This is a genomic window from Bradyrhizobium sp. USDA 241, assembly GCF_049739505.1.
Taxonomy (GTDB): domain Bacteria; phylum Pseudomonadota; class Alphaproteobacteria; order Rhizobiales; family Xanthobacteraceae; genus Bradyrhizobium; species Bradyrhizobium liaoningense.
The window spans coordinates 1,026,106-1,041,474 of the sequence record NZ_JBMGPZ010000005.1; the positions used below are offsets into that span (position 1 = coordinate 1,026,106).

Below are 15,369 nucleotides of genomic sequence, written 5' to 3' on the forward strand. Positions count from 1 at the left end.
GTCAACCTCCGAGACGCCAGACCACCGACCAGGGCGGGAGCTGCTCGCTGGCGCCGCCCCAGATCGGGGTGCCTGCGCTGAGGGTGGAGGTAATCTCGTGATCCGACAGATTGGCGATGAGGCGCAACGTCGTGCCGTCGCCCATCCGCCAATGCGCGGTGAGCAGGCCGTTGTCGGCCGCCTCGGCGTCGCCGAAGCTTGCGCCCTTGAGCCGGGGCACGATCTCCTTGCGACGCAGCGCGAGCAGCTCTTTCACCAGCGCGAGCCGCGCGTCCTGTTGCGGCGTGCGACCGGTCCAGTCGAGCACGGCGGATTGCAGCGTTGCCGGATCGAGCGGGTCGGGCACTTCGTCGCCGTATTTTTCGTAAGCCCAGGCATATTCCTGCTTGCGACCCTTGCGCACGGCCTCGGCGAGTCCGCCGTTGAAATCGCAGAAAAACGGGAAGGGGACTGTCGAGCCCCATTCCTCGCCCTGAAACAGCATCGGCACCATCGGCGCGAGCAGGGTCACTGCGAGGGCAGCCTCGATCTGTTCTGGCGATGCCAGACTTTCCAGCCGCTCGCCGAGCGGACGGTTGCCGATCTGGTCGTGGTTCTGCAGGAAATTGACGAAGGTCGCCGGCGGCAGCTCACCGCTCGGCTCGCCGCGCGGCCTCTTGCCCCAGAACTCCGAGATCTCGCCCTGATAGACGAAGCCCGAGGCCAGCGCGCGCGCGAGGTCCATGCGCGGCGTCTGGTAGTCGGCGTAGTAACCGGCGAGCTCGCCGGTCAGCATCACGTGCCAGACGTGATGATAGTCATCGTTCCACTGGCCGCGATATTTGCCGTTCGGCGGCTCTTGCGCGGCGTCGAGCAGGCTGGCGCGATTGTCGCCGTTCTCCAGCACGAGATGGATGTGGCGTCCCGTGGCCTTGGCGAGCTCGCCGGCGGCAACGCTCAGGTCCTGCAGCATCGATTGCTCGCCGGGGATCGCCATGATGTGGTTGGCGGCATCCAGCCTCAGGCCGTCGAAGCGGTAGTCGCCGAGCCAGGACAGCGCGTTCTCGACGGCAAAGGCTCGCGCCTGCGGCACGCGATAGTCGATCGCACTGCCCCACGGCGTGTGCGCATCGGTGAAGAATGTCGGCGCATAGCGGCCGAGGTAGTTTCCTTCCGGGCCGAAATGATTGTAGACCACGTCGAGAAACACCATCAGCCCGCGCAGATGAGCCTCGTCGATCAGCGTCTTCAGGTCTTCGGGCCGGCCATAGGCGCTGTCGGGCGCATACCACAGCACGCCGTCATAGCCCCAGCCGCGGCGGCCCGCGAAATCGGCCAGCGGCATCAATTCGAGCGCAGTGATGCCGGTCGCCGCCAGATGGTCGAGCTTGTCGATCATGGCACGGTAGGTGCCCTCGGGCGTGAAGGTGCCGACATGAGTCTCGATCAGCACCGTCTCTTCCCAGGGACGGCCGCGCCATTCGCGCGCGCGCCATACGAAGGCGTCGTGATCGATCACCTCGCTCGGGCCGAACACGTCCTCGGGCTGGAAGGCCGAAGCAGGATCCGGCACGTCGATCTCGTCGTCGATCCTGAACTTGTAGGGACTGCCGGCCGTGAGGCCGGCGATCTCGGCGACGTACCAGCCATCCTGCCGGCGCTGCATCGCGTGCGCGCGGTCGAGCAGGAGGTCGACGCGGCGCGCGGCGGACGCCCATAGTCGGAACGACACGCCGTCCTTCGTCGGCCTCGCCCCGAAGGACGGTCTCATAGCGCCCCCGCGAAGGCGAGCACGGAACGCGGCGGCGCCTTGCTGTCGCTCCCGGGCAGGAAGTCGATCGTATTCAGCATGGCATCGGTCGTGTTCAGGATCTGCTGCCAGCTCTTGTATTCGGTCATTTGCGGCAATTTGAATGCGATCTCTTCGGGAGCGGCGTTCAGTACGATAAAGATCGCAGCACCACCCGGTTCCATCGGCCCCATGACATAGGAGAGGAACCGGCCTTCCGGGAATTTCCAGTCGCTCTCCGTCATCTCGTGGCCGGCGGGGGTCAGCCATAGCGCACCGTACGACACGCCGTCCTTGGGACGCCCATCGAGCCAGCGATGGCTGCGGAGCTGCGAGAACCGGCGGCGGATGTCGGCGAGATGGGCGACGAAGTCGACCATGTCGTCGCCCTCCTTGCCGAGATTGTCCCAGCCGACCCAGCCCACTTCGTTGTCCTGGCAATAGGCGTTGTTGTTGCCGGATTGCGAGTTGCCGACCTCGTCGCCGGCAAGGATCAGCGGAACGCCCTGCGCCAGCATCAGGCAGGCCAGCACGTTCTTGCGCAGCTGCCGGCGCAGGCTGATGATGTCTGGATCGTCGGTCGGACCCTCGACGCCGCAATTGTTGCTGTGATTGTCGTTGGAGCCGTCGCGATTGTCCTCGCCATTGGCCTCGTTGTGTTTCTCGTTGTAGCTGAAGAGGTCGGCGAGCGTGAAGCCGTCGTGGACGGTGATGTGGTTGATGCTGGCGCGCGGCCGCCGTCCGTCGTGGTTGAACAGGTCGGACGACGCGGTCATGCGGCTGGAGATGTCGCCGATCAGGCTGCCTTCGCCGCTCCAGTAGCGGCGCATGGCGCTGCGATAGCGGTCGTTCCATTCCGACCATTGCGAGGGAAAGGCGCCGACCTGGTAGCCGCCGAGGCCAAGGTCCCATGGCTCGGCGACGAGCTTGACGGTCGCCAGCACCGGGTCCTGCCGGACCGCGGTCAGGAACGAGCTGCCGCGATCGAAGCCGTTCGGCCCGCGTGCCAGCGTGGTGGCGAGGTCGAAGCGGAAGCCGTCGACGTGGCAGACCTCGACCCAGTAGCGCAAGGAATCCATCACCATCTGCAGCACGCGCGGATGGGTGAGGTTCACCGACGAGCCGCAGCCGGTGAAGTCGTCGTAATAGCGCGGGTTCTCGCGGTTCAGCCAGTAATAGGAGGCGTTGTCGATGCCGCGATAGCACAGCGTCGGGCCGAGATGGTTGCCCTCGGCGGTGTGGTTGTAGACGACGTCGAGCATCACCTCGATGCCGGCATCGTGCAGCCGCGCCACCGTGGTGCGGAAGGAATCCAGTGCATTGTCCTGGGCGTAGCGCGGCTCGGGCGCGAAGAAGGACAGCGTATTGTAGCCCCAATAATTGGCGAGCTTCTTCTCCACGAGGATGCGGTCGTCGACGAAGCCGTGGATCGGCAGCAGCTCGACCGTGGTGACGCCGAGCTTCTTCAGGTGCTCGATCATCGCCGGCGAGGACAGGCCGCCATAGGTGCCGCGCAGACTCGGCGGCACGTCGTCGCGCTTCTGCGTCAGGCCCTTGACGTGGGCCTCGTAGATGATGGTGTCCTCCCAGGGGATGTTGGGGCGGATCTCGCGGCGGCCCCAGTTGAAGGTCTCGTCGACCACGACGGCCTTCGGCATGCCCCGCGCATTGTCGCGCCGGTCGAAGGACAGGTCCTCGCGCGGGCTCCCGGTGCGGTAGGCAAAATGCGCATCGCTCCAGACCAGCCGTCCGGCAAGCCGCTTGGCATAGGGGTCGAGCACCAGCTTGTTGGCGTTGAAGCGGTGACCGTGCTCGGGCTCGTACGGGCCGTGCACGCGGTAGCCATAGAGCTGGCCGGGCGAAACGTCGTTGAGATAGCCGTGCCAGACATCCTCGGTCTTCTCAGGCAGTTCGATGCGCTCGAGCTCGCGGCGGCCTTGTGCGTCGAACAGGCAGAGCTCGACCTTCTGCGCGTTGGCGGAGAACAGCGCGAAATTGGTGCCGCGTCCGTCCCAGCTTGCGCCGAGGCGTGCGGGCGATCCAGCAGTCAGGCGCATCAGTCAGCTTTCCGGAACGAGGAAGATCGCAGCGAGCGGCGGAATGGTGAGGCGGAGCTCGCCGTCCTCGGCATGAACTTCGCCGATATTCCCGACATTGCTGCCGCCATAATGGGCGGAATCCGAGTTGAGCACTTCCTTCCACTTGCCGCCAAGGGGCACGGGAACGCGATAGTTCTGGTAGACGTTCGGCGAGAAGTTGACGATCACCAGGCACCGCGCGTGCTCGTCGAATCCCTTGCGCAGCCAGGCGAACACGTTGCGGTTGGCGTCATCGGTGACCAGCCATTCGAAGCCGGCCTGGTCGCAATCCATCTGGTGCAGCGCCGGCACCGCGCGATAGAGCCGGTTGAGGTCGCGGATCAGCGCCTGGACGCCGGAATGGTATTTGTATTCGAGCAGGTGCCAGTCGAGCGACTGGTCGTGATTCCATTCGCGGCTCTGCGCGATCTCGGCACCCATGAACAGCAGCTTCTTGCCGGGATGGCCGAACATGAAGCTGTAATAGGCGCGCAGATTGGCGAAGCGCTGCCACTCGTCGCCGGGCATGCGGCCGAGGATGGAGCGCTTGCCGTGCACGACCTCGTCGTGCGACAGCGGCAGGATGAAGTTTTCCGAGAAGGCGTAGTGCAGGCCGAACAGGATGTCGCCGTGATGGTGCTTGCGGTGGATCGGATCCTTGCTGATGTAGTTCAGCGTGTCGTGCATCCAGCCCATGTTCCACTTGTAGCCGAAGCCGAGCCCGCCGAATTCGACCGGGCGCGAGACCTGCGGCCAGGCGGTGGACTCCTCGGCGGCCGTGGTCGCCTGCGGGAAGCGGGCGAACACTTCCGTGTTGAAGCGGCGCAGGAAGTCGATCGCCTCGATGTTCTCCCGCCCGCCATGCTGGTTCGGAATCCACGCGCCAGGGGGCCGGCTGTAGTCGAGATAGAGCATGGACGCGACCGCATCGACGCGCAGGCCGTCGATCGCATAGCGCTCCAGCCAGAACAGCGCATTCGACACCAGGAAGTTCGTCACTTCGGTGCGGCCGTAATTGTAGATCAGCGTGCCCCAGTCGAGGTGGCGCCCCTGCAGCGGGTTGGCGTGCTCGTAGAGCGAGGTGCCGTCGAAATGGCCGAGCCCGTGCGGGTCATCGGGGAAATGACCGGGCACCCAGTCGAGCAGCACGCCGATGCCTTCGCGGTGGCAGGCATCGACCAGTGTCGCAAACTCGTCGGGGGTGCCGAAGCGGCTGGTCGGCGCATAGAGTCCGGTCGGCTGGTAGCCCCACGATCCGTCGAAGGGATGCTCGCTCACGGGAAGGAATTCGAGATGGGTGAAGCCCATGTCGCGGGCGTAGGCCGGCAGCTGCTCGGCCAGCTCGCGATAGGTCAGCCATTCATTGTCGTTCTTGCGCCGCCACGAGCCGAGATGGACCTCGTAGATCGACATCGGCGCCGACAGCGAATTGATGCCGTCGGGCGCCGGCCGCGGCCGCGGCAGGTGCGCTTCGTCGAACACGATGGACGCCGTCTTCGGCCGCACCTCGCTCGCGAATGCCAGCGGATCGGATTTCAGCGGAATCAGATGACCATGCGGGCCGATGATCTCGAACTTGTAGTGATCGCCAGTCTTCGCATGCGGGATGAACAGCTCCCAATAGCCGCTGCCGCGCACCCGCATCGGATGGCGCCGACCGTCCCAGAAGTTGAAGTCGCCGACCACGGACACGCGGCGCGCATTCGGCGCCAGCACCACGAAGCCGATGCCGTCGACGCCATCGAGCTGCATCGGGTGCGCGCCGAGCTTGTCGTAGAGGCGCTGATGGGTGCCTTCGCCGAGCAGGTACAGATCAAAATCGGTCAGGATCGGCGGAAAACGGTAGGCATCCTCGAACTCGACGACGTCGTTGCCGAACTTTGCGCGGAGCTGGTAGTGCTTCGAGCCATTGGGCAGGGCGCCGATGAACAGGCCGGCGTCGTGGACGCGGTCGAGCGGGGCGACCTCGCCATGTTCGCCGACCGCCTCGACGTTGACGGCCTCGGGTATAAACGCGCGCACCACGCTTCGACCACCCTCGGGATGCAGCCCGAGATAGTGGAAGGGATCGGAATGGCGGCCCTCGATGATCGCATAGGCCTCGGCAGGCAGTTTAGGCATGGGCTTCGCTCTCGGCACTGGACAGAATGCGAAGCAGTCCGGTCAGCGGCGCATGCAGCCCCTCAGGCCGGTGGGACAGCTCGTACTCTACTTCGTTGAATGCGTGATCAAGCAGGAAGAACTTCAACAGGCCTTCCGCGGCTTGCCGATCTTCCGGCCAGAGCCGCCGATCGGTCATGGTTTCGTGATAGGCGGACAAGAAGGTTGCGGTAGCGCGCTCGCGCCATTCGTCGAGCGCCGCCGTGAGCCGACCCTGCTCGTCGGAGGCGCCCTTGAGCGCGCGATTGAGGGCGGTGTCAATCGATACGTCAATCGAGTGGATCAGGCCCGCGACGTCGCGCGCGGCCGGCGCCTTGCGCCGCTTGTCGGCCAGCGGCACACGCGGATCGCCGTCGAAGTCGATGATGAAGATATCGTCCTTCACGATCAGAGTTTGCCCCAGGCGGAAGTCGCCATGATGACGGATGTTCAACCCGCCGATGCCGGAAGGCAATAGCGCATTCAGTCGGTCGGACAGGCTCGCACGGACCTCCGCGAGCTGATCGATCAGCCGGCGGTCCGCCTCCCGCAGACCGTCGCGGCTCTCGGCCAGCCGGTCCAGAACCCGTTCGGCGCGTGCTTTGAGGTCGGATACCTGGCGCCCGATATATGCGGAGCCGATCGGCTCCGGAGCGAGATCGTCCGGCTTTGCCGCGGCGAGAGCGACATGCAGCTCGCCGAGCCGCCGGCCGATCTGCGCGACGAAGTGCAGGTAAGGCGCCTGCTCCTGGGTCTCGCGGAGCTTCTCGCCCGCCGGCAACACGCGCTGCTCGTCGATGTAGCGATCGAGATAGCCCGTGGTCACGGTCCAGCCGTCGCCCTGGTTCTCGACATAGGCGTGCAGCACGCCGAGCGCGCTGTGCTGGTCACCCTCGACCAGCTCGACGCTGCCGAGCAGCGCTGGCGTATTGGCGAAGCGCGCGACCTCCGTGAGATAGTGGCCGATCTCGATCTCGGGGCTGATGCCGCTTTCGAGCTGGCGATAGATCTTGGCGACGTACTGGTTGTCGACCAGCGCGGTGCTGTTCGACTGCTCGATCGCGCGGATGCGTTCGGGCTCCTTGATGGTGTAGTCGGCGAAACGGCTGGTGGGCTTGAACTCCAGCCGCAGATTGTTTTCTTCGACCACCAGGTGCTGCGACAGATTGCGCAGGAACAGGCCGATGAAGATCTGGTCGGTCGCGACGTCGAGCAGCGTGCCCTCGCGCGCGCCCTGGCGCACGGCAGCGAGCGCCCTGGGGTTGAAGCGCTCGCGGTCGAAGCGCACCCATTCGATCTGCAGCGGCAGCACGTAGCGTGCGGCCGCGTCCCCTTGCCCGGTCTCGAAGAACGCGATCCAGGGCCTGTTGTCGCCGATGTCGCAGAACGGCACCGCCGAGGTCAGCGCGGTCTTGATCTGCTTGGGATTGTGCTCGGGGTACCACCGCGTCCGTGACAGGAAGCCCGGCAGCACGTCGCGCTCGAACACGCCCCGCTCGCGGGCGAGGGAGACCCAGTTCGAATTCACCGGCACGACCAGCGTTTCGAACTCCGGCACCGCGCGCGGCGTCACCGGCTCGGACTTGTCGCGTTCCAGCAGCTGGAACCAGTAGAAGCCGTAGGGCCCGAGCGTGATCATGTAGGGCAGCTCGCCGATCGCGGGGAAGCGGGTGCGGCCGAGCATCTCCTGCGGGATGCGGTCCTTCCAGGGTGACAGGTCGAGCTCGGTCGCCTGCGCGGCGCGCGAGAGATTGGCGACGCAGAGGATCACCTCGTCGCGGTATTGCCGGACATAGGCCAGCACGGCGCGGTTGGCCGGGCGGATGAAGGTCATGCTGCCGCGGCCGAAGGCGAGCGTCGACTTGCGCACGGAAATCAGCCGTTTGGTGGCGCTGAGCAGCGAGGACAGGCTGCGCGACTGCGCCTCCACGTTCACGGATTCATAACCGTAGACGGGATCCATGATCAGCGGCGCGTAGAGGCGCGCCGGGTCGCAGCGCGAGAAGCCGCCGTTGCGGTCCGGGCTCCACTGCATCGGCGTGCGCACGCCGTTGCGGTCGCCGAGATAGATGTTGTCGCCCATCCCGATCTCGTCGCCGTAATAGATGATCGGCGTGCCGGGGAACGACAGCAGCAGCGAGTTCATCAGTTCGATCTTGCGGCGGTCGTTGTCCATCAGCGGCGCAAGGCGCCGGCGGATGCCGACATTGATGCGCGCGCGCGGATCGTTGGCGTAGGTGGTCCAGAGATAGTCGCGCTCGACGTCGGTGACCATCTCCAGCGTCAGCTCGTCATGGTTGCGCAGAAACAGCGCCCATTGGCAGGTCGCGGGAATATCCGGCGTCTGGCGCAGGATGTCGGTGATCGGGAAGCGGTCCTCCTGCGCGATCGCCATGTAGATGCGCGGCATCAGCGGGAAATGGTAGGCCATGTGGCATTCGTCGCCGCGGCCGAAATATTCCTGCACGTCCTCCGGCCATTGATTGGCCTCGGCCAGCAGCAGCTTGCCCTTGGAGTAGGCGTCGAGCTCCTGGCGCAGCCGCTTGATAATCGCATGCGTCTCCGGCAGGTTCTCGTTCGAGGTGCCCTCGCGCTCGCAGAGATAGGGAATGGCGTCGAGCCGGAAGCCGTCGACACCGGCGTCCAGCCAGCGCTTCATGACCTGGATGATGGCGCTGACCACGCGCGGATTGTCGAAATTGAGGTCCGGCTGGTGCGAGAAGAAGCGGTGCCAGTAGAACGCGCCGGCCTCGGGATCCCAGGTCCAGTTGGACTTCTCCGTGTCGGTGAAGATGATGCGCGTGCCCTGGTATTTCTGGTCGGTGTCGCTCCAGACATACCAGTTGCGTGCGCTGGAGCCCTGATGGCTGCGCCGCGCGCGCTTGAACCATTTGTGCTGGTCGGAGGTGTGGTTGACGACGAGTTCGGTGATGACGCGCAGGCCGCGCTTCTGCGCCTCCTGGATGAAGCGCTTGAAATCCTTCATCGTCCCGAAATCGGGATTGACCGAGCCGTAATCGGCGATGTCGTAGCCGTCGTCGCGGCCGGGCGAGGGGTAGAACGGCAGCAGCCACAGCGCGGTGACGCCGAGCTCCTGGAGATAGGGCAGCTTCTCGGTCAGCCCGGCGAAGTCGCCGATGCCGTCATTGTTGCTGTCGGCGAAGGCCTTGACGTGGAGCTGGTAGATGATGGCGTCCTTGTACCAGAGCTCATCCACGATCTCGGCAGCCTCAGCCTTCTTGGTGTCGACGGAAGACAGAACATTCATGGCGTGAACCTTTACGCCAGGCAGCGGAACAGGAGCGCCGGATCGCGGTCGGGATCGATACGCAACCTGATCCCGCCCCATTCGATGCGGGACCGTTCGCCGGTGAGAAGGTCTTCGAGTTCCGTCACATGGTGGCGCCGTCCACCGGCCTCAATGGTGACGTCGCCGAGCGGCAGCCAGCATTCGCGCACATGACGCGAGAGTGCGATGACGATGACGACGGTGTTGGCCGGATCAGCCGCCTCCTTCGCGAAGGTGATCGTCTCGCCATCCTCGATGCCGAGGAAGCGCACATTGGCCGTCTGCTGCAGCGCCGCGTTCTCGTTGCGGACGCGGTTGAGCTCGGCAATGTAGGATTTGATGTTGCCGGGCTTGTCCCAGTCGCGCTGCCTGATCTGGTACTTCTCGGAATCGAGATATTCTTCGCGGCCGGGAATAGCCTCATGCTCCAGCAGCTCGAATCCGCCGAAGATGCCGTAATTGCCCGAGAGCGTCGCCGCCAGCGCGACGCGCGACTTGAATGCCCAGGCCTCTCCGCTCTGGAGGTGGTAGGGCAACAGGTCGGGCGTGTTGACGAACATGTGCGGACGATAGAAATCGCGTTCGGGATAGCGCGTCAGCTCGCCGAGATATTGCTCCAGCTCCCACCGCGAGGTGCGCCAGGGGAAATAGGTGAAGGACTGCGCAAAGCCGAGCTTGGCGAGGCCCTTCATCAGCTTCGGCCGTGCGTAGGTCTTGGAGAACAGGATTACCTCGGGGTGACGGTGGCGGATGTCGCGGATCAGCCACTCCCAGAATGCAAGCGGCGCGGTGTCGTGATTGTCGATGGCGAAGATGGTCACGCCATGGTCGATCCAGAACAGCATGGCATCGCGAAACGCGTTCCACAGGCCGGCCCGATCCACCGAGCCGAAATCGGGGATGACGATGTCGGAATAAGGGCCGTCCGCCGTCCGGACCGAGCGGTCCGGCCGCCATTTGAACCATTCCGGATGCTGCGTCAGCCAGGGATGGTCCGGCGAGCACTGCACGGCGAAGTCGAGCGCCAGCTCGAGGCCGTATTCCAGGCAGGTCGCGACCAGCGCGCGGAAATCCTCGATCGTGCCGAGCTCGGGATGCAGGGCATCGTGGCCGCCCTCGGCCGAGCCGATCGCATAGGGCGAGCCGGGATCGCCGTCACGCGCCACCGGCGCATTGTTGCGGCCCTTGCGGCTTGTATGGCCGATCGGGTGGATCGGCGTGAAGTAGAGCACGTCAAAGCCCATGGCGGCGATGTCAGGCACGCGCGCGATGCAGTCGCGCAGCGTGCCATGGCGGCCCGGCAAGGCGCTCTGGCTTCGCGGCATCATCTGATACCAGGCGCCGAAGCACGCTTTGTCGCGGTCGACCGTCAGCGGGAAGAGCTGCGAGCGCGTCAGGTCGGGCCGCTGCTGGCTCTCGGCCATGGCTTCGCCGAGCTCGGTTGCCAGCAGCGAATTGACGTCGCCGTTCCTGAGATAATCCTCGCACTGCCTGATGATGACCGCCGCTGCGTCCTGTCGCGCGCCATGCGCCTTGGTCAGGAGCCCGGCGCCCTCGATCGCATCGAGGCTGACATCGGCCCCGGTGCGCTGCTTGCGCGCGACCGCGTGAGACCAGGTGGCGAACTCATCGGTCCAGGCTTCGATCGCGTAGACATATTGGCCGGGCTCAACGGGCGTGAACGCACCGGACCAGCGGTCATTGCCGTGATGGGTCATCGGTTCGCTCCGCCATTCGCGCTCCTGCTCGCGGCGCCAGATCAGGGCGGCGGCGATCACGGCGTCGCCGCCGCGATAGATGTCTGCCCAGACCTGGACCGGTTCGCCCGCGATCCGCTTCACCGCGAAGCGGCCGCCATCGATCGAGGGATAGACGTCCTCGATCAGGAAAGCGCTGCCGGCTGCGGCACTTTCGACAGTTTGAATTGTCTTGTTCACGGTGATGCCATTGACAAGAAAGCAGGAGCCCGTTTCCCTTGCCGGGACCCGACGCTTTGGTACCATTATAGAAAGCCGCTTGTATGTCATTGGTTCCCTGGGGAACGGCAAGCGCAGTTTGCGAGTTACCCCTGGCTAACCTCTTCCGCGACCTCGTTAAAATCGATGCCCTTGGCCAAACAATGGCCTGCAAGCTGCGTGCCGAATGGATCTTTTAGCTCAAGCCCGGATCAAGGGCGTTCAGTCCGAATTCGTTGACGCCCTCGGCAAGTTGCGGGTCACCGCGCCCGAGGCGCTCAAATCCATCCTCGACGCCCTGCCGGAGAGGCGGGTCTACCGCTTCGTCAGCGGGCCGGTCGTGGTCCGCGCATTGGGGCATCCGCGCACGGAATTGGCGGCGATCGGTGCGCCGCCGCTGCAATGGAAAATCCACGGCAACGGCAATGTGATCGCCCAGGGCGAGACACGCGAGCCCGTGATCGCCTGGCCCGCCGGCCTGGCGCTCGGGTATCACAGATTGACACTGACCGATGCCGCAGGCGTGACGGAAGAGGTGCCGATGATCGTGGCGCCCGAGCGCGCCTTCGGCGGCGATTTCGACCGCGGCTGGCTGCTCGCCGTCCAGCTCTACAGCGTCCGTTCGGACCGCAACTGGGGCATCGGCGACTTTACCGACCTCGCAGGGCTGGTCCGGCTTGCCAAGCAGCTCGGGGCCGACGGCGTCGGGCTCAATCCGCTGCATGTCCTGTTCGACGACCATCCGGCCGATTGCAGCCCCTATTCGCCGAACAGCCGGCTTTTCCTCAACCCGGTCTATATCGATGTCGAGGCGATTCCCGAATTCTTGGCAGACCTCGTGCCCGGTGCGGCCGCGACGGCCGCCCGCCTCCGCGAAGGTGACCGCGTCCCCTATGCCGACATGGCGGCGTTGAAATGGCGGGGTCTTCGCGCCGCCTTTGACAGCTTCGTGACACGCGCGAGCGAGGCGCGCCGCAAGGCGTTTGACGCCTTCCGTGCCGCCCGCGCGCCGCTGCTGTCCCGCTTTGCCTGCTTCGAGGTGCTGCGCCATCGCTTCGCCGCCCCCTGGTGGGAATGGCCGTCGGAATGGCAGCAGCCGGACGAGGCGAAATGCGCCGCGCTGCGCCAGGGTCCGGACAAGCGCGAGGTCGAGTTCGTCGAATTCGTGCAATGGACCGCCGATAGTCAGCTGCATGCCGCCAAGGCGCTCGCCAGCCAGCTCGGCATGCGGGTCGGGCTTTATCTCGACGTCGCCGTGGGCGTGCAGTCCAACGGCTTCGATGCCTGGAACGAGCAGACGGCGATTTCCCGCCATCTCGCCGTCGGCGCGCCGCCCGACGTGCTCAACACCATCGGCCAGGACTGGGGTCTCGCCGGCTTCAACGCCGGGGGACTCGAAGCGCAGTCGTTCGTGCCGTTCGCGGACATGCTCGCGGCGTCGATGCGCCATGCCGGCGCCATCAGGCTCGATCACGTGCTCGGCCTGAAGCGGCTTTATCTGGTGCCGCGCGGCTTCAAGCCCGACAACGGCGCCTATGTACAGATGCCTTTCGAGGCGCTGCTGGCGGCCGTGGCGCGCGAGAGCGCGGCCCATCGATGCATCGTGATCGGCGAGGACCTCGGCACCGTGCCGGAAGGTTTTCGCGAGATGATGCAGGATTTCGGCATCTGGTCCTATCTCGTCATGATGTTCGAGCGCGACGATGCCGGCCATTTCCGCAATGTCGAGCACTACAGGCCCAATGCGCTGGTCACGCTGAACACGCATGACCTGTCGACGTATGCCGGCTGGCGCTCCTTCAGCGATCTCAAGATGAAGCGCTCGCTCGGGCTCGATCCCGGCGAGAACGACCAGGCGCGCTGGGATGCGCTCGGCAGGCTCGACGAGATCCTGCGCCAGAACGGGATTCGAGCGAACGACCTCTATTCGGTGCTCGCCTTCCTGTCGCGCACGCCATCCCGGCTGCTCGCGGTGTCAATGGAAGATCTGCTGGGCGTGATCGACCAGCCCAACATTCCCGGCACGATCGACGAGCACCCGAACTGGCGCCAGCGTCTTCCTGTTGCGCTCGACAAGATTGCGTCCAGGATCGATCTCGCGGCCTTGAAGGCCGCGACGCGGGAACGTTCGTTGCCCGGCGGGAGTTGAACGGCCGGGGTTTTCCCAGGGTTGCAGGACATTGTCTCAGAGGATCGAGGACTATGCGCTGATCGGCGATTGCGAGACCGCGGCGCTGGTCGGGCGCAACGGCTCGATCGACTGGCTGTGCTGGCCCGCCTTCGATTCCGACGCCTGCTTTGCCGCCATCCTCGGCACGCACAAGAACGGACGCTGGCTGATCGCGCCGAGCGAGACCGCGCCCCGCATCTCGCGGCGCTATCTCGGCAATACCCTCATTCTCGAAACGCGTTTTGAGACGAAGAGCGGCACCGTCGCGCTGATCGACTTCATGCCGCCGCGCGGCAAGGCGTCGGACATCGTGCGGCTGGTCCGCGGCATCCGTGGCACCGTGAAAATGCGGATGGAGCTCGTCATCCGCTTCGGCTTTGGCGTGGACATTCCCTGGGTGCGACGGATCGACCATTCCTTGATGGCCATCGCCGGCCAGGACATGACGGTGTTGCGCACGCCGGTCGAGACCCGCGGCGAGGACCTGACCACCGTCTCCGACTTCGAGGTGAAGGAAGGCGAGACCGTGCCTTTCGTGCTGACCTACGGCCCCTCGCATCTCGAGCCGCCCGCGTCGATCGATCCGGAGGTCGCTCTCCAGGAGACCGAGAAATTCTGGCAGGACTGGTGCGGCCGTTGCACCCGCGACGGCGACTATCAGGAGCTCGTCTTGCGCTCGCTGATCACGCTGAAGGCGCTGACCTTCGCGCCGACCGGCGGCATCGTCGCGGCACCCACCACCTCCTTGCCGGAAAAGCTCGGAGGCAACAGGAACTGGGATTACCGCTTCTGCTGGCTGCGCGACGCCACCTTCACGCTGCTCGCACTGATGAATTCGGGCTACACCGAGGAAGCCTTGGCCTGGCACAATTGGCTGCTGCGCGCGGCCGCCGGATCGCCTTCGAACATGCAGATCATGTACGGCATCTGGGGCCAGCGGCGGCTCCTCGAATGGGAGGCGGGCTGGCTCGGCGGCTATGAGGGCGCCCAGCCCGTGCGCGTCGGCAACGCAGCGCACGCGCAGCTCCAGCTCGACGTCTACGGCGAGTTGATCGATGCCTTTCACCAGTCGCGCATGGCCAAGCTCCAGCTCGACGACGAGACCTGGGCGCTGGAATGTGCCGTGCTCAATCATCTGGCCGAGGTTTGGGACCGGCCCGATCACGGCATCTGGGAGCGGCGCGGACAGCCCAGGCACTACGTCTTCTCCAAGGTAATGACCTGGGTCGCATTCGATCGCGGCATCAAGAGCGCCGAGACCTTCGGCTTCAAGGCGCCGCTCCTGCACTGGCGCACCTTGCGCGATGCGATTCATCGCGACGTCTGCAACAGGGGCTTCGACGCGGAGGAGAACGCCTTCGTCGAATCCTACGGCTCGAAACTGCTCGATGCCAGCGTGCTGCTGCTGCCGGCCGTCGGCTTCCTGCCGGCCTCGGATCCGCGCATCCGCGGCACCATTGCTTCGGTCGAGAAACGCCTGATGCGCGACGGTTTCGTGCTGCGGCACGATCCGCGCGAGCTGCCGGCGGACCAGCCGCCGCTCGAAGGCGCGTTCCTCGCCTGTAGCCTGTGGCTCGCCGATGCCTACGTGCTGTCAGGCGATCTCGACAAGGCGCAGGAATTGTTCGATCGCGTGGTCGGTGTCGCGAACGATGTCGGGTTGCTCGCCGAGGAATACGACTCCGTGGCCCGCCGCCAAACCGGCAACTTCCCACAGGCGCTGACCCACATCGCGCTGATCAACACCGCACATAACCTGTCGGCGGCGAGACAGGAGAGCGAGAAGCCGGCGGTGCAACGGTCGAAGTAAGCTGGCGCTCCGAGGGAGGTGCGCTCCCTCTCCCGCCTGCGGGAGAGGGGTGGGGTGAGGGCTCTCTCTGCGGGCGAGAGCCCCCGAGAGGCGAGAACCCTCACCCGCCGCTACGCGGCGACCTCTCCCGCAAGCGGGAGAGGTTACAGCGAGCCCGCGG

7 protein-coding genes are annotated in these 15,369 nt (G+C 65.3%); 2 read left to right on the forward strand and 5 right to left on the reverse strand.

What is annotated here, in order from left to right:
* Position 1: 1 nt before the first annotated feature.
* Genes treZ through ABIF91_RS26775 form a run of 5 tightly spaced genes read right to left on the reverse strand, consistent with a single transcriptional unit; the run spans position 2 to position 11,211 of the window.
* The gene (treZ, locus tag ABIF91_RS26755; protein WP_424579478.1) at positions 2-1,750 is read right to left on the reverse strand and encodes a malto-oligosyltrehalose trehalohydrolase; all 1,749 of its coding nucleotides are present in this window, start codon (positions 1,748-1,750) and stop codon (positions 2-4) included.
* Entirely contained in the window at positions 1,747-3,825 is a 2,079-nt protein-coding gene (gene glgX / locus ABIF91_RS26760) for a glycogen debranching protein GlgX (RefSeq protein ID WP_035672299.1), read from the reverse strand. Before glgX ends, treZ begins: the two co-directional genes overlap by 4 nt.
* 3 nt (positions 3,826-3,828) lie before the next feature.
* Complete coding sequence (gene glgB, locus ABIF91_RS26765; protein WP_028177499.1) at positions 3,829-5,967, reverse strand: 1,4-alpha-glucan branching protein GlgB; 2,139 nt, start codon at positions 5,965-5,967, stop codon at positions 3,829-3,831.
* On the reverse strand, positions 5,960-9,253 hold the full coding sequence (gene treS, locus ABIF91_RS26770; RefSeq protein WP_028177500.1) for a maltose alpha-D-glucosyltransferase: 3,294 nt from the start codon (positions 9,251-9,253) through the stop codon (positions 5,960-5,962). Before treS ends, glgB begins: the two co-directional genes overlap by 8 nt.
* 11 nt (positions 9,254-9,264) lie before the next feature.
* Entirely contained in the window at positions 9,265-11,211 is a 1,947-nt protein-coding gene (locus ABIF91_RS26775; RefSeq protein ID WP_028177501.1) for a maltotransferase domain-containing protein, read from the reverse strand.
* Positions 11,212-11,416: 205 nt separating this feature from the next.
* On the opposite strand from ABIF91_RS26775, the gene malQ reads away from it, so the two are divergent.
* Positions 11,417-13,378 (forward strand): 4-alpha-glucanotransferase, encoded by a 1,962-nt coding sequence (malQ, locus tag ABIF91_RS26780; RefSeq protein WP_028177502.1) that lies wholly within the window; start codon positions 11,417-11,419, stop codon positions 13,376-13,378.
* Positions 13,379-13,409: 31 nt separating this feature from the next.
* Positions 13,410-15,209, forward strand: a complete 1,800-nt coding sequence (locus ABIF91_RS26785; protein ID WP_284279184.1) for a glycoside hydrolase family 15 protein — start codon at positions 13,410-13,412, stop codon at positions 15,207-15,209.
* Positions 15,210-15,369: the final 160 nt, after the last annotated feature.